At 71.2% G+C, this 19,083-nt stretch carries 22 protein-coding genes and 1 pseudogene; 11 read left to right on the top strand and 12 right to left on the bottom strand.

From position 1 onward, the window contains the following. Nucleotides 1-3 precede the first annotated feature (3 nt). The 3 genes from OG534_RS12825 to OG534_RS12835 form a co-directional block, all read right to left on the bottom strand. Entirely contained in the window at nt 4-1,095 is a 1,092-nt protein-coding gene (locus tag OG534_RS12825) for an alpha/beta hydrolase (RefSeq protein ID WP_326588211.1), read from the bottom strand. A 162-nt stretch (nt 1,096-1,257) separates the two neighbouring features. After that, nucleotides 1,258-2,574 carry an alpha/beta hydrolase gene (locus OG534_RS12830; protein WP_442807079.1) on the bottom strand — a complete coding sequence of 439 codons (1,317 nt, stop codon included), beginning with the start codon at nt 2,572-2,574 and terminating at the stop codon, nt 1,258-1,260. Nucleotides 2,575-2,755: 181 nt separating this feature from the next. Further along, nucleotides 2,756-3,193, bottom strand: a complete 438-nt coding sequence (locus OG534_RS12835) for a MarR family winged helix-turn-helix transcriptional regulator (RefSeq protein ID WP_326588212.1) — start codon at nt 3,191-3,193, stop codon at nt 2,756-2,758. A 77-nt stretch (nt 3,194-3,270) separates the two neighbouring features. Here OG534_RS12835 and OG534_RS12840 point away from each other — a divergent pair, with 77 nt between their 5' ends. After that, nucleotides 3,271-4,293, top strand: a complete 1,023-nt coding sequence (locus OG534_RS12840) for an SMP-30/gluconolactonase/LRE family protein (RefSeq protein WP_326588213.1) — start codon at nt 3,271-3,273, stop codon at nt 4,291-4,293. A 117-nt stretch (nt 4,294-4,410) separates the two neighbouring features. On the opposite strand, the gene OG534_RS12845 is transcribed toward OG534_RS12840, so the two are convergent. Next, the gene (locus OG534_RS12845) at nt 4,411-4,980 is read right to left on the bottom strand and encodes a hypothetical protein (RefSeq protein WP_326588214.1); all 570 of its coding nucleotides are present in this window, start codon (nt 4,978-4,980) and stop codon (nt 4,411-4,413) included. Continuing rightward, entirely contained in the window at nt 4,977-5,354 is a 378-nt protein-coding gene (locus tag OG534_RS12850) for a PadR family transcriptional regulator (RefSeq protein ID WP_326588215.1), read from the bottom strand. Before OG534_RS12850 ends, OG534_RS12845 begins: the two co-directional genes overlap by 4 nt. A gap of 723 nt (nt 5,355-6,077) precedes the next feature. Here OG534_RS12850 and OG534_RS12855 point away from each other — a divergent pair. The 3 genes from OG534_RS12855 (at nt 6,078) to OG534_RS12865 (ending at nt 7,286) form a co-directional block, all read left to right on the top strand. Further along, nucleotides 6,078-6,233 (top strand): hypothetical protein, encoded by a 156-nt coding sequence (locus tag OG534_RS12855; RefSeq protein WP_326588216.1) that lies wholly within the window; start codon nt 6,078-6,080, stop codon nt 6,231-6,233. Nucleotides 6,234-6,274: 41 nt separating this feature from the next. Then, nucleotides 6,275-6,781 (top strand): hypothetical protein, encoded by a 507-nt coding sequence (locus OG534_RS12860; RefSeq protein ID WP_326588217.1) that lies wholly within the window; start codon nt 6,275-6,277, stop codon nt 6,779-6,781. Nucleotides 6,782-6,896: 115 nt separating this feature from the next. Then, on the top strand, nt 6,897-7,286 hold the full coding sequence (locus OG534_RS12865; protein WP_326588218.1) for a CPCC family cysteine-rich protein: 390 nt from the start codon (nt 6,897-6,899) through the stop codon (nt 7,284-7,286). 36 nt (nt 7,287-7,322) lie between these two features. Here the strand turns inward: OG534_RS12865 and OG534_RS12870 are convergent. Next, nucleotides 7,323-7,466: pseudogene (locus tag OG534_RS12870) on the bottom strand (type II toxin-antitoxin system prevent-host-death family antitoxin); the annotation flags it as partial. Between the two features lie 14 nt (nt 7,467-7,480). On the opposite strand from OG534_RS12870, the gene OG534_RS12875 reads away from it, so the two are divergent. Continuing rightward, complete coding sequence (locus tag OG534_RS12875; RefSeq protein ID WP_326593581.1) at nt 7,481-7,723, top strand: type II toxin-antitoxin system RelE family toxin; 243 nt, start codon at nt 7,481-7,483, stop codon at nt 7,721-7,723. 123 nt (nt 7,724-7,846) lie between these two features. Here OG534_RS12875 and ychF read toward each other — a convergent pair whose 3' ends face one another. Further along, on the bottom strand, nt 7,847-8,935 hold the full coding sequence (gene ychF / locus OG534_RS12880) for a redox-regulated ATPase YchF (RefSeq protein WP_326588219.1): 1,089 nt from the start codon (nt 8,933-8,935) through the stop codon (nt 7,847-7,849). A gap of 261 nt (nt 8,936-9,196) precedes the next feature. Here ychF and OG534_RS12885 point away from each other — a divergent pair, with 261 nt between their 5' ends. Further along, nucleotides 9,197-9,592, top strand: a complete 396-nt coding sequence (locus OG534_RS12885; RefSeq protein ID WP_326593583.1) for a DUF6542 domain-containing protein — start codon at nt 9,197-9,199, stop codon at nt 9,590-9,592. 181 nt (nt 9,593-9,773) lie between these two features. Here OG534_RS12885 and ppgK read toward each other — a convergent pair whose 3' ends face one another. Further along, nucleotides 9,774-10,520, bottom strand: a complete 747-nt coding sequence (ppgK, locus tag OG534_RS12890; RefSeq protein WP_326588220.1) for a polyphosphate--glucose phosphotransferase — start codon at nt 10,518-10,520, stop codon at nt 9,774-9,776. A gap of 21 nt (nt 10,521-10,541) precedes the next feature. Beyond that, complete coding sequence (locus OG534_RS12895) at nt 10,542-11,546, bottom strand: 4-hydroxy-3-methylbut-2-enyl diphosphate reductase (protein WP_326588221.1); 1,005 nt, start codon at nt 11,544-11,546, stop codon at nt 10,542-10,544. 86 nt (nt 11,547-11,632) lie between these two features. On the opposite strand from OG534_RS12895, the gene OG534_RS12900 reads away from it, so the two are divergent. The 4 genes from OG534_RS12900 to OG534_RS12915 all read left to right on the top strand — a co-directional run bounded on the left by OG534_RS12900 (nt 11,633) and on the right by OG534_RS12915 (nt 15,486). After that, nucleotides 11,633-13,126: an APC family permease gene (locus OG534_RS12900; RefSeq protein ID WP_326588222.1), complete on the top strand. Its 1,494-nt coding sequence runs from the start codon at nt 11,633-11,635 to the stop codon at nt 13,124-13,126. Between the two features lie 142 nt (nt 13,127-13,268). Further along, nucleotides 13,269-14,525: an exodeoxyribonuclease VII large subunit gene (gene xseA, locus OG534_RS12905; protein ID WP_326588223.1), complete on the top strand. Its 1,257-nt coding sequence runs from the start codon at nt 13,269-13,271 to the stop codon at nt 14,523-14,525. 54 nt (nt 14,526-14,579) lie between these two features. Then, complete coding sequence (locus OG534_RS12910; RefSeq protein ID WP_326588224.1) at nt 14,580-14,801, top strand: exodeoxyribonuclease VII small subunit; 222 nt, start codon at nt 14,580-14,582, stop codon at nt 14,799-14,801. A 94-nt stretch (nt 14,802-14,895) separates the two neighbouring features. Continuing rightward, a complete protein-coding gene (locus tag OG534_RS12915) occupies nt 14,896-15,486 on the top strand; it encodes a malonic semialdehyde reductase (protein WP_326588225.1) in 591 nt (196 codons plus the stop codon). A 189-nt stretch (nt 15,487-15,675) separates the two neighbouring features. On the opposite strand, the gene OG534_RS12920 is transcribed toward OG534_RS12915, so the two are convergent. After that, a complete protein-coding gene (locus OG534_RS12920; RefSeq protein ID WP_326593585.1) occupies nt 15,676-16,194 on the bottom strand; it encodes a DUF4245 domain-containing protein in 519 nt (172 codons plus the stop codon). Between the two features lie 236 nt (nt 16,195-16,430). On the opposite strand from OG534_RS12920, the gene glpX reads away from it, so the two are divergent. After that, nucleotides 16,431-17,462 (top strand): class II fructose-bisphosphatase, encoded by a 1,032-nt coding sequence (glpX, locus tag OG534_RS12925; RefSeq protein WP_326588226.1) that lies wholly within the window; start codon nt 16,431-16,433, stop codon nt 17,460-17,462. Between the two features lie 377 nt (nt 17,463-17,839). Here the strand turns inward: glpX and OG534_RS12930 are convergent, their stop codons facing one another. Together OG534_RS12930 and OG534_RS12935 are read right to left on the bottom strand one after the other, a co-directional pair. After that, nucleotides 17,840-18,247 (bottom strand): WhiB family transcriptional regulator, encoded by a 408-nt coding sequence (locus OG534_RS12930; protein ID WP_374775628.1) that lies wholly within the window; start codon nt 18,245-18,247, stop codon nt 17,840-17,842. 156 nt (nt 18,248-18,403) lie between these two features. Next, complete coding sequence (locus tag OG534_RS12935; protein WP_326588228.1) at nt 18,404-19,063, bottom strand: DUF1707 SHOCT-like domain-containing protein; 660 nt, start codon at nt 19,061-19,063, stop codon at nt 18,404-18,406. Nucleotides 19,064-19,083 lie beyond the last annotated feature (20 nt).

The following is a 19,083-nucleotide window of genomic DNA, read 5'->3' on the forward strand; positions in this document are numbered from 1 at the left end:
TGCTCACTGCACGCCGGGGGCGGGTGTCGGTGCCTTCATCACCTTGCTGATCCACTCCAGGGAGCCCTCCCTCATGCCGCGCACGTAGGACTTTCCGTTGTGCTCACCATCCTGGATCACCTGCAGCCTGGTGTGCACGGGGCCCTTGCCGTACTCCTTCATGAACTTCTCGGCCTTCTCGCGGCCGGTCTCCGCGGTGCCGATCTGGAAGTTGACGTAGACGTCCGGGCCGCCCGCCTTGATCAGCTTGTCGGCAAGCTTCTCGGGGTTGTCCCCGTCCATGGCCTGCGTGTTCCCCTGCCACAGCGGGGAGTCGGGGACGATGTCGACCCCGCTCGCGATGGCCGCCTTGAACCGGTCGGGGTGCTTCAGGACGTGCTTGAAGGCGCCGAAGCCGCCCGAGGAGGAGCCCATGAAAGCCCAGCCGTCGCGGGAGGTGAAGGTGCGGAAATTGGCCTTCGTGAAATCCGGGACGTCATCGGCCATCCAGGTGCCCATCCTGGGCTGGCCGGGGATGTCCGAGCCGTCGAAGTGGTGCTTGGTGTCGCCGTTGATCACCGGCATGACGAGGATGAAGGGCAGGCTCGTCCCGGCCTGGGCCCCGTCGCTCACGGCCTTCTGGAGGCCGAGGCCGGGGCCCGTCCCCCAGTAGTTCGTCGGGTAGCCGCGGCCGCCGGGCAGGGAGATCAGGACCGGGAAGCCGCTCTTGGCGTACTTCGGGTCGTCGTACTCCTTGGGCACCCACACCCACACGTCGCCCGTGAATCCGGACTTCTTGCCCGTGAGGGTGGTCTTGGCGATCTGCGTGCCGTCGGGCAGCCGGTTGGTGCGGACGAACTGGGCCGCCGGCCCGGTGGGCATGAGCACCTCCGGCGGAACCTCGGCGGCGGTGGCGGCCGTCGCGGTCTTGTCCTGGACCTTCCCGAAGGCGACCGGATCCCCTATGTCCGAGAAGAGGCCGAACTTGTACGCCGCCGCGCCGCCCCCGGCGAGGGTGAGCGCGAGCCCGCCGCTGATCAGAAGCAGGCGCAGGCGGTGGGGGCGACGGCTGCCCTGGGTCATGGGGCTGCCGTCGCCTTGCTGGTCATGCTGCACGGTTTTGTCCCGTTCCTTCTCCGGCGCTCACCTCGGAGCGCGGGTCGGACCGATCGGTCCCCCTTACACCCCTTACAGAGGTATGAACGACGGGATGGGTTGCCTGAGACTGGCGGGACGTGGCGAGCACCACGTGACGGCCGGTGCGCCTCACCGGCCCGGTCAGCCGGCGTCGGGCTTCGGGGCCTTCAGGACCTTGCTGACCCACTCCAGTGAGCCTTCCTTCATTCCCCGGACGTAGTGCCAGCCATTGTGCTCGCCGTTCTGGATGTCGCGGATGGTGGTCTTGACGGGTCCCTTGCCGTACTGCTCCTGGAACTTCGTCATCCGCTCCCTCCCGCTCTCCTTCGTGCCGATCTGGAAGTTGATGTAGACCTCGGGGCCCTTGCCGTCGATCAGCTTCTTGGCGAGCTTCTCGGGGTTGTTCGCGTCCATCTCCGCCTGGTGGCCCTTCCAGAGCGGGGAGTCGGGGACGATCTCGCCGCCGCTGGCGATCACGGCCTTGAACTTGTCCGGGTGCTGCAGGACCGTCTTCATGCCGACGAAGGCGCCGGACGAGGAGCCCATGAAGGCCCAGCCGTCACGGGACTTGTACGTACGGAAGTTGGCCTTGGCGAAGGCCGGGACGTCCTCGGCGATCCACGTGCCCATCTTGGCCTGGCCGGGGATGTCGGAGCCGTCGTAGTAGTACTTGTTGTCCGGGTTGAGCACCGGCATGATCACGACGAACGGCAGGCTGGTACCGGCCTGGACGCCCTCGCTGATGGCCTTCTGGAGGCCGAGGCTGCGGTCGGACCAGTAGTTGGCCGGGAAGCCGTTGCCGCCGGGGAGCGCGATGAGGACCGGGAAGCCGCTCTTGGCGTACTTCGGGTCGTCGTACTCCTTGGGCGCCCACACCCATACGTCGCCCTCGAAGCCGGACTTCGCGCCCGCGAGGCGGGTCTTGGCGATGATCGTTCCGTCGTCGAGCTTGGTCGTCTGCTTGAAGTCGGACTTCGGGCCGGTCGGCATGAGCACGTCCGGGTCGCCGGAGGGCTTGGCCTCGGTCGCCGGTGCGGCCGGGTCGGTTTTCCCGTTGGCCGGGGGCGGGGTCTTGCCGAAGCTCACGGCCTCGCCGTTGCCGGAGAACCAGTCGAGCTTCCAGGCGGCGAAACCGCCACCGCCGAGCAGGAGCGCGAGGGCGACCACCGCGCTGATCCATATTCGGCGCCGGGACCGCTTGGGCTGCGGGGGCTCGGCGGTGCCGGGCGGGCCGGAGGGGGGCCCGGCGTGCGGGGGCTGCTCGCCGTAGTGCTGGTACTGGTGCTGCGGCTGGTACGGCGGCTGCCCCGGGTAGTCCTGGTACTCCTGATACTGCTGCTGCCCCTGCTGCCCCTGGTACGGCTGCTGCTGGTGGTGGCCCTGGCCCTGGCCCTGGGGCGGGTACTCCTGGTACGACGGCTGGTCATCAGGCCGCGGGCGCTGCGGGTACTGGTGCACGAACTTCGCTCCGAACGGTCTTGACTGCCCCCGAGGGCAGAACGGCTGGGCATCCCCTAGTCCTGATGCGCGAATCCCCCGCACAGTTCCAAATGCCGGCAAAAACATGAGGGGAAGCCCAGCGGAACGCGCGGGGCCGGCGCGGGGTCAGCGCGGGGCCGGCGCCGGGCGATGCGCGGAGCTAGCGCTGGGCGTCGAGCACCTCCGCGCAGCGCCCGAGCAGCCGGATGAGCAACTCCCGCTCCTCCCCGGTGAATGCGGCGGCGAGCGCCCGCTCCACCCGCACCGCCCCGGAGTCCGCCAGCTCCATCGCCGCGCGCCCCTCGTCCGTGAGCCGGGTCTCCAGCACGTTGCGGTGCAATGCGTGCGGGGTCCGCTCGATGAGCCCGCGCTCCTGGAGGTTCTTCAGCACGGTGTTCATGGTCGGCGGCGTCACCCCGCACAGCCGTGCGAGCGCGGCGGCGGAGACGCCGGGCTTCTCGGCCAGCCAGAGGAGCGCGGCGTACTGCGGAACCGTTACTGCGGCCGGCTTGCACGCAGCGTTCTTCGCAGCGAGAAGCGCCTGCTCAGCGCGCTTGAGGTGCGAGCCGATGCGCTCCTCGGGGGCCATGGACGTCATCCCCGCATCCTACGACTCTTGCATGCATTAGAGCTCTAACATACATTCGCCTTCACCCACACAGTAGAGGGCACCTGATGCTGCGCGCTGCAAAGAAGACGACGACCCCGACCGTTCCCATGACCGCGACCGGGACCCTGACCCTGACCCTGGCGGCGGTCCTCACCCTCGGAGCGGCTCCGGCACAGGCGAAGGCCCCGGCGGCCGACGCCCGGATATCCACGGCCTTCGCGATACCCGGCGCAAAGGTCTACCCCGAGGGCATCGCCACGGACCCCCGCACCCGTACGGTCTACGTCGGCTCGTACGCGGACGGCACCGTCTACCGGGCCCGCCCCGGCCGGCCCGAGGCGGAGGTGTTCCTCCCCTCCGGCACCGACGGCCGCCGCACGGCGAACGGCCTGCGGGTCGACGCCCTCGGCCGCCTGTGGGTCACGGACTCCACCACCGGCGTCGCGGTCTACGACACCTCCACCGGGGCCCGCCTGGCCCACTTCGAGGTGGCCGACGGGGCCCCCGCCCACTTCGTCAACGACCTGACCCTCACCCCGGACGGCGCCGCGTACCTGACGGACAGCATCCGCGGCGTGATCTACCGCGTGGGCCCGGAGCAGCTGGCCGCCGGCAGCGGCGTCCTGACCGAGGCCTACGACCTCACCCCGGCCCTGCGCCCACGGCCGGCGGGCGCCTTCAACCTCAACGGCATCGTCTCCGACCGGGCGGGCCGCTACCTCCTCACCGTCGACATGACGGCGGGCGACCTCTACCGCGTCGACCTGCGCACGGGCGCCATCCGCCGCGTCGCCCTCACCGGCGGCGACCTGAAGGCCGCCGACGGCCTCGACCTCTCCCCCGACGGCACCCTGCGCGTGGCGCACAACGTCAGCAACACGCTGACCCGCTGGCGGCTCACCGCGGACGGCACCCGCGGACGGCTGACCCGCACGATCACGGACCCGTCCCTGCAGATCCCCACGACCCTCGCCCACACTCCGGGCCGCACGCTGGTGGTCCGCTCGCAGTTCGACAAGGGCGGCCCCTTGTCCCCCGGTTCGGGCACCCCCACCACCTTCACGATCGCCTCGGTCCGCGGCCTCTGACCCCGGCGGCGGCGCCGGCCCGGGCCCTGTCCGCAAAGAGCGACGGGCCCGGGACGCGCGCGGGCATACCGCTGCTCAAGCCAGAGTTGACCAGACTGTGGACTCAGGGCCACCTCCTCAACCAACACCACCATCAAGGCGACTCTTCCTGGCACGCAGGTCGGCGACGGCGTACGGCAGGCCGGGCAGCAGCAGGAACGGCACGACCCACAACGGCAGCGTGAACAGCGCCCCGTCACCCACCAGCCAGTCGGCGAGCACCATCACGGGCAGGCCGACGGCGAGGCCGACCCCCCAGCTCTCAAGCATGCGCATGCTGCCCCGCCGCAGCTCCCAGGCGACCGTCACCGCACCGATGGCCACCCAGAAGGCGATGAAGCGAGCCGTCACGTCCAGCTCGGTGGTCCATCGGGGCAGGTACGAGATCAGCAGGACACTGCCGAGCGCGAGGCTGCTCAGGCAGACCGTGCGCAGCGCGCGGCGGGAGAGCGGGGCGCGCGCCCGCGCCCAGGACGCGGCGAACGTCCGGACGTCCCGGCCGACGACGTCCTGCGCCGTACGGCCGGCCGCCTCCGCGTCCTCCAGGTGCGCGGAGAGCTCGTCGAGCATCTCGCGCACGGACGCGTCGTCGACCCCCCGGTACTCCCAGTTGCTGCGGCAGGCCGCGAGTATCTGCGCGTTCGTCATGGTGTGGCTTCCCCCGTGGATTCGGTGCCGGTCAGGATGCGGCCCACCTGCCCGGCGAAGGCCTGCCAGTCGGCCCGGCCCCCGCTCAGTTCGGCGCGCCCCGCCTCGGTCAGGCGGTAGTACTTGCGCGGGGCCCCGCCGCTGGGCGACGGGGCGCGGTACGAGGAGACGAGCCCCGCCCGCTCCATCCGGGCGAGCAGCGGATAGATGCTGCCGTCACTGACGAGCTCCAGCCCACTGTCGGCGAGCGCCTCGGCGAACTCGAATCCGTACCGCGGCCGTTCGGCGATCAGCGACAGCAGACACAGGTCGAGCACCCCGCGCAGGAGCTGACTGCGCCGCTGGTCACCGGTCGCATCCAGTCCCTTTGTCATGCGGTACAAGATAGTCACCAACTACCTTGCACTGCAAAACACTTCCCCGGCGATCGGGCGACACTTCAAAGCCACCCGCACCGCCAACCACCCACGTACGCAAGCACGTTTGGGTTAAGCTGCCGTCATCGGCGGCATGCGTGCGCCGAACTCCGACCTAGGCGCATCTCCCGCACATGCCTCGGTCGTGACGGACAAGGGCCTCAGGCTCGCGCATGCCATCGTCGTTCCCTGTCAGGGGCCGGTGTGGGCGGGAGCGCACTCTGCCCTGGAGGCCGGGATGGTAAAGGACAGTGCGCGCAAGCGTGCCGTGCGCAACGCAGCTTCGCTGAGCGGTTCGAAGTACACCACCGCGCTGCGGGCAGTCGACGGGAGATCTCCGAGAGGAACGCCTCCCCTTCCGAGAAGGCGTCCAGCGAAGGCTGTGGGGGACGGGTGACCACTGGGAACTGCAGTGGACCGGCTATCCCTACCCTGAAGATCTCGCCACGGCCTTGACCGACCCGACGGTGGGGGTGAGCGGCACCCGGCTCGGCCGACTCCGCCACGGGCGGTACGAGGTGAGCCTGGGGGACGCCGTCCTCGAGCTGCGGCCCTGGAGGGCGTGACATGGAGTGGGGAGCATGGGGCGCCGCTTGTGCCGCACTCGTCGTGGGCGTACTGACGTGGTCGCAATCGCGCGCATCGAACCGGCGGGCGGATTTCATCGCGATCACCGATCGAATGGATCGTGAGCTGACGATCGAGCGAGAGCAGCGAAGGCTCCTGGTCGGCTACGTCCTGGAGCTGCGCCGCTGGGCCAGGACCGCGGAAGCGGGCACCCGCGTCGACCCACCGCCGAGCCCTCCGGCCGAACTCGATCTGGCGCCCTGGCTGTAGCCGGTCCGGGCGCCGGGCCGCTCCCCCGGCACAATGCTCGGGTGTTCGACTTCGACATCGAGACCCACGCCCCCCAGTGGCTGCACGGCCGTGCCGCGATCACCGCCGGCCACGGCGACCGCCTGCGCGCGCTCGCCGGGAGGACCCTGACACGGGCCTGGCTGCTGTGGGACGTCGAGGAGGACGCGTGGTTCGCCGACGCTCCCGTGCTGCTCGACTTCGGCGGGGAGCAGATCGAGATCCAGCACCAGAAGTTCGATGACATCGCGCTGAGCTGGAACACCCTCGCGCCGCGCGGGTCCGCCCACTGGCCGGGGTTCGACCTGCGCTGGCGCCACGATGCGGTGCCGGAGCTGGCGTCGCTCCAGGGCCAAGCGCTGCAGGACATCGAGCTGCTGGAGTGGCGTGGCGACGATGCGGCGCAGGGGATGGTGGCCGTCGCGTTCGTCTTCCGCCAGGGCCGCGTCACCGTCTTCAACGCACTCGACGAGAACGGCCTGAGCTTCACGGCACCCGAGCGGGACTACGAACGCCACCCCCTGCGGTAGCGGTAGCCATCGTCCCGGAACCTCTCAGAGTCCGGGCAGCGCCGCCGAACCGGGACCACCCTCCACGGATCCGAATTCCGTAGCGCGCTGTTCGCCCGTGGGCAAGACTGAGCTGATGACCAGCCGTTTCCCCTGTCCCTGCTGCGGCCACCGCGTGCTGGACGCCATGCCGGGCTCCTACTCGATCTGCCCGGTCTGCTTCTGGGAGGACGACGGGATCCAGTTCCGCTGGCCGACCATGCCCGGCGGCGCCAACAAGGTCTCCCTCATCGAGGCCCAGCTCAACTACCAGGACTTCGGCGCCTGCGACCAGCACGGCCGGCAGTACGTCCGCCCTCCGGCCGAGGACGAGCCGCTCGACCCCGCCTGGCGCCCCATCGACCCGACGCGCGACTCCTTCGAGGACTGGGAAGCCGAGGACCACGTCCCGTGGCCCGACGACCGCTCGGCGCTCTGCTGGTGGCTCCCCGTCTTCTGGCGCCGCGCCCACCCGACAGCGCCGTGACGTCCCCCTCGCAGCCCTGATCCTCGAAGACAAGCCTCACGCGGCACCCGCACCCGCGTCCGCCGAGTCCGGATCGATCAGCTCGCGCTCCAACACGTTGATGTTCGCCAGCGCGTTCTCGTACGCCTTGAGCAACCGCCGGGCGTTCGCCGGGAAGCGCAGCAGGTACGAACCCTCGCGCGGGCCGAACGACTATCCACCACGAGGCGCAGGCCGAGCTTCGGAAGATCCCCCGCGACATGGCGCTGCGCATCCTCGCCAAGCTGACCGAGTTGGAGACCGACCCTCTCGGCTTCAACAGCACCGCGCTGGTGTCCCAGCCCGAACGTCGGCGCCTGCGCGTCGGCGACTACCGCGTCGTCTACACGATCGACAACGGGGAACTGGTGGTCTGGGTCGTTCACGTGGGGCACCGGTCCACCGTTCACGAGACCTGATTGCCCCTGACTCTACGTCAGAACATCCAGCACGGTAACAACGAAGGGGCCGGACTCGCCAGAGTCCGACCCCTTCTGACCTGCATATGTGCCACGTCAGCGACGTGGTGTTATTTCATCCGCTCAGACGTTGAAGCGGAACTCGACCACGTCGCCGTCCTGCATGACGTAGTCCTTGCCCTCCATGCGGGCCTTGCCCTTGGAGCGGGCCTCGGCGACCGAGCCGCAGGCGACCAGGTCCGCGAAGGAGATGACCTCGGCCTTGATGAAGCCGCGCTGGAAGTCGGTGTGGATCACGCCGGCCGCCTCGGGGGCGGTCGCGCCCTGCTTGATCGTCCAGGCGCGGGTTTCCTTCGGGCCGGCCGTCAGGTAGGTCTGCAGGCCCAGCGTGGTGAAGCCGACGCGGCCCAGGGTGGCCATGCCCGGCTCGTCCTGGCCGACCGACTGGAGGAGCTCGAGGGCCTCCTCGTCGTCCAGCTCGACGAGGTCCGCCTCCAGCTTGGCGTTCAGGAAGATGGCCTCGGCCGGGGCGACCAGGGCGGACTGCTCCGCCTTGAAGGCGTCGTCCGTCAGCTCGTCCTCGTCCACGTTGAAGACGTAGAGGAACGGCTTCGTGGTGAGGAGGTGGAGCTCGTGGAGGAGGTCGCCCTGCTCCGTGCCCTTCGTGATCCCGCGGGAGAAGAGCGTGTGGCCCTCCTCGAGGATCTTCTGGGCCTTCTCGACGGCGGCGAGGACCGCGACCTTCTCCTTCTGGAGGCGGGACTCCTTCGTCAGGCGCGGCACCGCCTTCTCGATGGACTGGAGGTCGGCGAGGATCAGCTCGGTGTTGATCGTCTCGATGTCGTCCTTCGGCGAGACCTTGCCGTCGACGTGGACGACGTTCTCGTCCTTGAAGGCGCGGATGACCTGGCAGATGGCGTCCGACTCGCGGATGTTCGCGAGGAACTTGTTGCCCAGGCCCTCACCCTCCGACGCGCCGCGCACGATGCCCGCGATGTCGACGAAGTCGACCGTCGCCGGGAGGACCCGCTGCGATCCGAAGATGCCGGCGAGGACGGCCAGGCGCTGGTCCGGGACGCCGACGACGCCGACGTTCGGCTCGATGGTGGCGAACGGGTAGTTGGCCGCCAGCACGTCGTTCTTGGTCAGGGCGTTGAACAGGGTCGACTTGCCGACATTCGGCAGGCCGACGATTCCGATCGTGAGCGACACGTTGGCGACTTCCCGTAGCTGGAGGGGGCGGCGGCCCGGGAGTGGGCCGTCGGACAGTTTACTTTCCGATGAGTGGCGGTGGATGTACGCGTGTCCGGGGCCCGATACGACTGCCTTCCCGCCTAGTTTGGTGACGTGGAGCAATACAGGACGCGACCGGCGCCTCACCCGCAGCGACCCCCGGCCCAGCGAAGGGGGACCCGGGCCCCGGCGGTGCCCGCCCAGGGCGGCGGCGCCCCGCGGCCCGCGCTCGCGCGGCGCATGCCCCGGCCCCGGCTGACCGGGCTCGGCGGCGGGCTGTTCGCGTGCGCCGCCATGGTGCTGGTCGCCGGGATCTGCTGGCTGCTCTTCGGCTCCTCGATCTTCGTCTACGGGCTGCTCTTCCTGCCCGTCGCGGCCGCCACCGCCCTCTGGGTGCGGCCGGCCGACCTGATCACCGCGCCGATCAGCGTCCCCATCGCCTTCGCCGCCGGAGTGTGGCCCATCTCGGGCGGCTCCGGCGGCTTCGGCGGGCAGCTGATGGGGCTGGTGTCCGCTCTGTCGCTGCACGCCGGCTGGCTGTACGCGGGAACGCTGGTCGCGGCCCTGATCGCGGTCGTGCGCAAGGCCGTGCTCATCGGCCGACGGCGGCTGCCCCGGCGCGGCGTCGCCCAGTGACCTGACCGCCCCGGAACCGCCCCCGACCCGCCCCGGAACCCCCCGGAGCTGCCCCGAACCGCGCCGGAACCGCTCCCGCCCCATCCCGCGACTTCCTCCCGCGTACGGCCTTCCCCTCCGCGCCGGCCCCGCCCGAGCCCTAGCCCGAGCCCTCGCCCGAGCCCTAGCCCGAGCCCTAGCCCTAGCCCTTCGCCGGCCTCGCCGCCATCGCCGCCCCCACGATGCCCGCGTTGTTCTGCAGCTTCGCCGGGACGATCTCCGCCCGGACGCCCTCGATCAGGGGCAGGAACTTCTCCGGCTTGCGGCTGACGCCACCGCCGATGATGAAGAGGTCCGGGGAGAACAGCATCTCCACGTGCACGAGGTACTTCTGGACCCGGCGGGCCCACCGCTCCCACGTGAGCTCCCCGTCTTCCTTGGCCTTCACCGACGCCCGGGTCTCCGCGTCGTGGCCGTGCAGCTCCAGGTGCCCGAGCTCGCTGTTCGGGACCAGCCGCCCGTCCGTGAACAGGGCGCTGCCGATGCCCGTCCCCAGCGTGAGCAGGATGACCGTGCCGCCGCGCCCGCGCCCGGCCCCGTACGTCATCTCCGCGACCCCCGCCGCGTCCGCGTCGTTCAGGACCGTGACCGGCATGCCGCCCAGCTCGCGCGCCAGCAGCGTCGCCGCTTCGGCGCCGACCCACGCGCCGTCCATGTTGGCCGCCGTACGGATGGTGCCGCCCGTGACCACGCCCGGGAACGTGACCCCGACCGGGCCGTCCCAGCCGAAGTGGCGCACCACCTCGACGACGCAGCCGGCCACCCCGTCGGGGGTGGCCGGCTGCGGTGTCAGTACTTTGTGGCGCTCCTGAGTCAGGTCGCCACGTTCCAGGTCAACGGGAGCGCCCTTGATCCCGGATCCGCCGATGTCCACGCCGAAGATCTGCATGGACATACCGTACGAAACGAGTTACTTGTCGGCGACCAGTTCGGCAGCCTCCGCGCGCAGGTCGCGTCGCAGTTCCTTCGGCAGCGAGAAGACGATCGACTCCTCGGCGGTCTTGACGATCTCCACGTCGACGTAGTCACGCGCCGCGAGCCACTCCAGGACCTCCTCGACCAGGACCTCCGGCACCGAGGCGCCCGAGGTGAGGCCGACGGTGGTGACGCCCTCCAGCCAGGCCTCGTCGATCTCGCTCGCGAAGTCGACCAGGTACGCGGCGCGCGCGCCCGCGTCGAGCGCGACCTCGACCAGCCGGATCGAGTTCGAGGAGTTCTTCGAGCCGACCACGATGACCAGGTCGGAGTCGGCGCCCATCACCTTGACCGCGGCCTGCCGGTTGGAGGTGGCGTAGCAGATGTCGTCGCTCGGCGGCGAGACCAGCAGCGGGAACTTCTGCTTCAGCGCGTCGACCGTCTCCATCGTCTCGTCGACCGAGAGGGTGGTCTGCGACAGCCAGACGACCTTCGACTCGTCGCGCACCTGGACGGCCGCGACGTCGTCCGGGCCGTCGACGATCGTGATGTGGTCCGGGGCCTCGCCGGAGGTGCCGATGACCTCCTCGTGGCCCTCGTGGCCGATGAGGAGGATGTCGAAGTCCTCGCTCGCGTACCGGATGGCTTCCTTGTGCACCTTGGTGACCAGCGGGCAGGTCGCGTCGATCGTCGCGAGCTTGCCGCGCGCGGCCTCCTCGTGCACCACCGGCGCCACGCCGTGCGCGGAGAACATCACGATGGAGCCCTCGGGGACCTCCTCCGTCCGCTCGACGAAGATGGCGCCCTTCTTCTCCAGCGTCTGGACGACGTACTTGTTGTGCACGATCTCGTGACGGACGTAGACCGGCGCACCGTACTGCTCAAGGGCTTTCTCGACGGCGATCACGGCTCGGTCCACGCCCGCGCAGTAGCCGCGGGGCGCGGCGAGCAGGACACGGCGGGAAGCAGGAGCGGGGGCGGCAGCAGTCATGGGCTCCATCGTACGGGGGTCTCCGGGAGGCCGGGCGTCCCCCGTACTGCACACACTTGCCCGAAAGCCTGTCTCCCCCATCGCCCGGAGGACGGATGGCGTCCGTGACGGATTCCAGTGGGGCGGCGCCCACGGCGCTGCGGCGGACTCTCGGCTTCCGGGACCTGGTCGTCTACGGGCTGCTCTTCATCGCGCCGATGGCGCCGGTGGGGGTCTTCGGCACGCTGGACGCCAAATCGCACGGCGCCGTCGCCCTCGTCTACCTCGCCGCGCCCGTCGCGATGGCCTTCACGGCCTTCTCCTACGCCCAGATGGTGCGGGTCGCCCCGCAGGCCGGCTCGGTCTTCACCTACGCCCGCAAGGGCCTGGGCGAGGGGCCCGGGCTGATCGCCGGGTGGATGGCGATGCTCGACTACCTGCTGATCCCGGCGGTCGCGTACCTCTTTTCGGGGATCGCGATGAACGCGCTCGTGCCGGAGGTCTCCGGGTGGGTGTGGACGGCTCTCGCGGTCGCGGTCACCACCCTGCTGAACCTGTGGGGCGTACGGGCGGCAGCGCGCGTGGGCTTCGCCGTGCTGGCCATGGAGGTCCTCGTCCTCCTCGTCTTCCTGGTCGCCGCGGTGACCGTCCTGGTCCGGGACGGGGCGCGGCGCGGCTGGCTCTCGCCGCTGACCGGCGACGGCTCGCTCGGCTTCAGCGTCGCCGCGGTGCTGGGCGCGGTGTCGGTCGCGGTCCTCTCCTACCTCGGCTTCGACGCGATCGCCTCCTTCGCCGAGGAGGTGACGGGGGGATCGGAGCGCGTGGCGCGGGCGGTGCTGTTCTGCCTGGCGCTGGCCGGGGTGCTGTTCATCGCCCAGAGCTATCTGGCGGCGCTGCTGATGCCCGTGTCCGCGGCGGAGCTGGCGGCCGATCCGGTGCGGCAGGGCCCGGCCTTCTACAACGCGGTGGAATCCTCGGTCGGCACCTGGCTGCACGACCTGGTGGCGGCCAGCAAGGCGATCGGGGCGGCCTTCGCGGCGCTGGCCGGGCAGGCGGCGGCCGGCCGGCTGGTGTTCGCGATGGCCCGGGAACGGCGGCTGCCGCGCGCCCTCGCCCGGACCTCGGACGGGACCCCGCGGCCCGCGCTGCTGGTGGCGGCCGTCATCACGCTGATCGCCGCCGTGTGGGCGGCCCGGCGCGACGACGGGCTGGACCACCTGGTGTCCGTCGTGGACGTCGGGGCGCTGGTGGCCTTCACCCTGCTGCACGCGTCGGTGGTGGGCTGGTTCGTGGTCAAGCGGCGGGAGGGCCCGCCGAACTGGTGGAAGCACCTGGTGATCCCGGTGCTGGGCGCGGCGGTGACGGTCGCGGTGATCGTCGAGGCCTCGTGGGAGGCCCAGCTGGTGGGCGCGGTCTGGCTGGCGGCGGGCCTGGCGGTGCTCTTCGCCCAGCGCGGGCGCCGCGGCCGCCCCGAGGGTCCTGGCGGCGACGGCCCGGCCGCGGGGCCCGGGGGCGGACCCGAGGGGCCCCAAGGTGGGCCGGACGAGCGGCCCGGCGGCGACCCCGCGGGGCCCCGGCGGCAGACACTAGGGGCCCGGCAGCGGCCCTGACGCGAGGCCCGGTGACGGCCCCGGTCGGGAACCCCGCGGCACCCCGGACAAGGGCCCCGGCAGTGGTCCGGCCGGGCTTCCCGGGGCCGACACCGGTACCGGAGCCTGAGACGCTGTCAGTCGGGCCGGATAGCCTGCGTCCATGGGTCTGAATACGTCGGCCGAGGCGCCGCTGCCGGTAGGCCAGGTGTCCCGGCTCATCGGGGGCTGGATCGAGCGGCTCGGCCAGGTGTGGGTGGAGGGGCAGATCACCCAGCTCTCGCGGCGGCCGGGGGCGGGGGTGGTCTTCCTGACGCTGCGCGACCCGTCGCACGACATCTCGGTCAGCGTGACCTGCTTCCGCCAGGTCTACGACGAGGTCGCGGACGTGGTCTCGGAGGGCGCACGCGTCGTCCTGCTGGCCAAGCCGGAGTGGTACGCCCCCCGCGGGCAGCTGTCCCTGCGGGCCACCGAGATACGGCCGGTCGGCATCGGGGAGCTCCTGGCCCGGCTGGAGCGGCTCAAGCGGTCCCTGGCCGCCGAGGGGCTCTTCGCGCTGGACCGCAAGAAGCCGCTGCCCTTCCTGCCGCAGCTGATCGGGCTGGTGGTGGGCCGGGCCTCGGCCGCCGAGCGCGACGTACTGGAGAACGCCCGGCGCCGCTGGCCTGCGGTCCGCTTCGAGGTGCGCAACGTCGCCGTGCAGGGGGTGAACGCGGTGCCCCAGGTGGTCCGGGCGGTCAAGGAGCTCGACGCCCTGGACGAGGTCGACGTGATCATCGTGGCGCGCGGCGGCGGCAGCGTCGAGGACCTGCTGCCCTTCTCCGACGAGGAGGTTGTACGGACGGTCGCGGCCGCCCGCACCCCGGTGGTCTCGGCGATCGGCCACGAGCCCGACTCCCCGCTGCTGGACCTGGTCGCGGACGTGCGGGCCTCCACTCCCACGGACGCGGCGAAGAAGGTGGTCCCGGACGTGGGCGAGGAGCTGGAGCGCGTACGCCAGCTGCAGGCCCGGGGGCTGCGCGCGGTGAGCGGGCTGCTCGACCGGGAGGAGCGGGGGCTCGCGCACGCCCTGGCCCGGCCGGTCTTCGTCCACCCGCAGCGGATGGTGGAGATCCGGGAGGACGAGCTGGACGCGCTGCTGGCACGCAGCCGGCGCACGCTGGGGCACCTGCTGGACCGGGCCGACTCCGAGCTCGCCCACACTCTCGCCCGGGTGGTGGCGCTGTCCCCGGCCGCGACCCTGGAGCGCGGGTACGCCGTACTGCAGCGGGCCGACGGCCATGTGGTGCGCTCCCCGCAGGAGGTCTCGGCTGACGAGGTGCTGCGCGCACGGGTCGCGGAGGGCACCTTCTCCGTGCAGGTCACCTCCGAACAGGTCGCCTCCATGGAGGCGTCTTCCTCGACCGTCGCTCCGGAATAGCGACACACGGCCGCGACCAGTCGGCCGCACGACACACACAGGGTGGAAAAGGGAATGGCAGAGGCCGAGACGGCGCTGGGGTACGAGCAGGCACGCGACGAGCTCATCGAGGTCGTCCGCAAGCTGGAGGCGGGCGGGACCTCGCTGGAGGACTCGCTCGCGCTCTGGGAGCGCGGCGAGGAGCTGGCGAAGGTGTGCCGGCACTGGCTGGAGGGGGCGCGGGCCCGGCTGGACTCGGCCCTGGCGGCGCGGGAACCGGCCGAGGACGAGGAGTGATCCCGCTCACCACCGGACGGGTTTAGTTGAAAATTCATCTACTTCGGCCGTAGAGTCGGTGACATCGCTTCACCTCCGCATGGAAGGCTTTCCGATGTCTCTCGTTCTCGACTCCGCCGCCCAGGACCTCCTGTTCCGCGAGGCCCGCACGGCCAACACGTTCACCGACGAGCCGGTCACCGAGGAGCAGGTCCAGGCGATCTACGACCTGGTGAAGTACGGCCCCACCGCCTTCAACCAGACCCCGCTGCGCATCACCCTGGTCCGCTCCGCCGAGGCCCGCGAGCGCCTGGTGAAGCACATGGCCGAGGGCAACCAGCCCAAGACCTCCACCGCCCCGCTGGTCGCGATCCTCTCCGCGGACAACGAGTTCCACGAGGAGCTCCCGGCGCTGTTCCCGGCGTTCCCGCAGGCCAAGGAGCTCTTCTACTCCGAGCGTCCGGCCCGCGAGCAGTCCGCGGTGCTGAACGCCTCCCTCCAGGCCGCGTACTTCATCATCGGCATCCGCGCCGCCGGTCTGGCCGCGGGCCCGATGACCGGTGTGGACTTCGCCGGCCTCCAGAAGGAGTTCCTGGACGACGACCACACCCCGCTGATCGTCATGAACATCGGCAAGCCGGGCGAGGACGCCTGGTACCCGCGCGGCCCGCGTCTGGCCTTCGACGAGGTCATCACCACCGTCTGAGCGCGCACCCGGCCATCGGCCGAAGCGCGTACGTGAAAAGGGCCGTGCGCCCCGGAAACCCGGGGCGCACGGCCCTTTTTCACGTGCACCGCACCGTGACGGCCGGGCCGGCTCGCCGCCCGTGCGCAGCGGCCGCGGCGGCCTCCGCCACGGCCGCAGCCACAACCACAGGCGCAGCCACCACTGCCGCTAGCGGCCCTGCTTGAACTCCAGCGTCGCCGCCATCGCCGCGAGCTGCTCGAAGGGGGCCGTCCCGGTCACGACCGTGACGTGGCCCTGTCCCTGCCGCACGAGGGCGTCGTACTTCTCGCCGTCCCAGCGCTCCCAGGCGGTGTCGCCGACCTGCTGCGTCTGCCCGGTGGCCGTCGCCTTCTGGGTGACCCGGGCGAGGTACTTGGCCGAGGTGTCCGTGGACTGCTCCACCGCCACGTACTGCCGGTCGGGGTCGAGGAAGCCCAGGTGCCAGGCGTCGGCGTTCTTGCGCTCGTACGTCACCGAGGTCGCACGCCACTGCTCCGGGAGGCCCACGGGGGCGGCCACCGGGTACGGGGCCGCGCGCCGGGCCGTGATGGTCTCCACGCGGTAGTCGACCGCGTGCGTCGGATCGGCCTTCTCGTCATGGGGGACGAAGAGGTAGATCCCGGCGACGACGATGCCGATCACCCCCAGCGACCGGACCATGTCCCAAACCGTCTGCTTGCCTTTCATACCTGCCACGGGACCATCGTCCCGCATCGCAGGGGGGCGATCACCGCCGGGGTCGCGCCGGCGAGCCGCAGGGAGGACGCTGGAATGCCCGCAAGGACCGCAAGGTGTCCGCTCAGGACATTCGGCTGACCGATATTCCGCTCATACGTGACCCGCCCTGCTCAATATGTCGACGTACCGATAGAGTTCCAGCACCCTCACTTCCCGGCCGTCGCCGTACAGAAAGGTGCGCTCCGATGACCGAGCACAACCTGCCGCCCCAGCTCGAGGTCTCTCCGGAGGCCCCCGACCGCAACCTCGCCCTGGAACTCGTCCGGGTCACCGAGGCCGCCGCCATGGCCGCGGGCCGGTGGGTCGGGCGCGGCGACAAGCTCGGCGCCGACGGCGCCGCCGTCAACGCGATGCGGACCCTGATCTCCACCGTGTCGATGAACGGCGTCGTCGTCATCGGCGAGGGCGAGAAGGACGAAGCCCCGATGCTCTTCAACGGCGAGCGGGTCGGTGACGGCACCGGCGCCGAGGTCGACATCGCCGTGGACCCGATCGACGGCACCACCCTGAACGCCAAGGGCATGCCGAACGCCATCGCCGTCCTGGCCGCCGCCGACCGCGGCACCATGTTCGACCCGTCCGCGGTCTTCTACATGGAGAAGCTGGTCACCGGCCCCGAGGCCGCCGACTTCGTCGACATCAACGCCCCGGTCTCGGTGAACATCCGCCGCGTCGCCAAGGCCAAGAACATGGCCGTCGAGGACGTCACCGTGATCATCCTGGACCGCCCCCGCCACGAGGGCATCGTCAAGGAGATCCGCGAGACCGGCGCCCGGATCAAGTTCATCTCCGACGGCGACGTCGCGGGCTCGGTCATGGCGGTGCGCGAGGGCACCGGCGTGGACCTGCTGCTCGGCATCGGCGGCACCCCCGAGGGCATCATCTCGGCGTGCGCCATCAAGTGCCTCGGCGGCACCATCCAGGGCAAGCTGTGGCCCAAGGACGAGGCCGAGCGCCAGAAGGCCCTCGACGCGGGCCACGACCTGGACCGGGTCCTGCACACCAACGACCTGGTGTCCGGCGAGAACGTCTTCTTCGTCGCCACCGGCATCACCGACGGCGAGCTGCTGCGCGGCGTCCACTACCGCTCGGAGACCGCGACGACGTCCTCGCTGGTCATGCGCTCGAAGTCGGGCACGATCCGGAAGATCGACTCCACCCACCGCCTGTCGAAGCTGCGCGCCTACAGCGCGATCGACTTCGACCGCGCGCAGTAGCCTCCGGCTCGGAAGCGCGAAGAGGGGCGGTCCGTGTGCGGCGGGCCGCCCCTCTCGCACGTCCGCGTACGCACCCGTACGGCAACAGGTCCACGCCCACACGGCTCGGCGCATTCGGCACGCATCCGCCGCGCCCCGGCGATCGTCGCGGCCTGCGGCCGGCCGTCTCGTGTGCGGCGGCAGGCCCTCGCAGACCCCGCCGGACCGTGGCCCGGCCCGCCCGGCGACCCGCTCGGCCGGCGGCGGCCCACTCGGCCCGCGGCAGCGGCAGGCTCGGCCTGCGGCACGACCGCCTCAGCCCGCGGCAGCGACCCGCTCCGCCCCGACGACCGGCTCAGCCCGCGGCAGCGCCCCGCTCCGTCCCGACGACGACCGGCTCAGCCCGCGGCGGCGATCGGCCCGGCCCCCGGGGCCTGGCGCAGCTCGGCGGCCCTGCGCCGCATCCGCGCCAGCACCACCCGGCGCTCGGCGGCGGTGAGCCCGCCCCAGACCCCGTACGGCTCGGGTTGGAGCAGCGCGTGCTCGCGGCAGGAGACCATCACGGGGCAGCGCGCGCAGACGCGCTTGGCGGCCTCCTCGCGGGCGAGCCGGGCCGCGGTCGGCTCCTTGGAGGGCGCGAAGAAGAGTCCCGCCTCGTCGCGGCGGCACACCGCCTCCGCGTGCCATGGGCCGTCTTCCGCCCTGGCAGGCACCCGCGGCTTCGGTACGGCCGACGGGCGCACTCCAGGCCCCTGGAGGCTCTTCACGGCGGCTACCTGCAGGGACTGATGCGGCGGATGCGGCACGGTCTACTCCTGACGACGTATACGTGAGCGAGAGACGACGCACCTGTCCCTACCCGCTGTACGCCCCCCTATGCACTGCGTGCCACGGCTCGAGCGGGGTTCGTCCGAAACAAGACCCTGCTGTGCCCCCTGCCGTCACGCGCCCGCCGGCGGGTTTCAGCCGTCGAGGCGCTTGCGCAGTTTGCGGGCCAGGTCGACCAGGAAAGCGCCCCTCTTGGGCCGCGCCTCGATGTTGCCCAGCAGGGCGAAACCCCGGACGATCACCACCGGCGCCTGCGGGTCGGTCTCCCCGCGGCCCTCGCCGCGCACCTCGAAATTGCCGAGGACCCCGCTGCCGTAGCCGCGCAGGGTCACGTTCTCCGGGACCACGACCTCCACGTTGCCCAGGATGCAGGTCACGTTGATCTCGGTGACCTGCTGCTCGAAGACCGCCTCGGTGAGGTCGAGGTTGATGTCGCCCATGACCGAGATGGCGCGGGAGTGCGCCCCGGGCCGCCAGCGGCCCTTGCGGGCGGAGCTGCTGCACACCGCGACGATGGTCTCCGCGGGGCCGCCGGCCGGTGCGCCGTGGCCCGGGTACGCGGGCGACGCATGGACGCCGCCGGGCGCGGGCAGATCCCGTACGAGCACTTCCAGCTCGCCGACCGTCTTGAGGGCGTACAGCGAGTCCAGGCGGTCGGAATGCTCCTCGGCGGTCAGCCGGCCTTCGGCGAGGGCGTCGCTGAGGATCTGCGCGATCCGGTCCCGGTCGGCGTCGGAGGCGCGCAGCTCGGCAGGGGCGGGTGCGGGGGCGGCGGGGTGCTTTTCCAGGTCCACGACGCCCAGCATAGCGAGAC

It is taken from the genome of Streptomyces sp. NBC_01294 (assembly GCF_035917235.1).
In the GTDB taxonomy this organism is placed as follows: Bacteria; Actinomycetota; Actinomycetes; order Streptomycetales; family Streptomycetaceae; genus Streptomyces; species Streptomyces caledonius.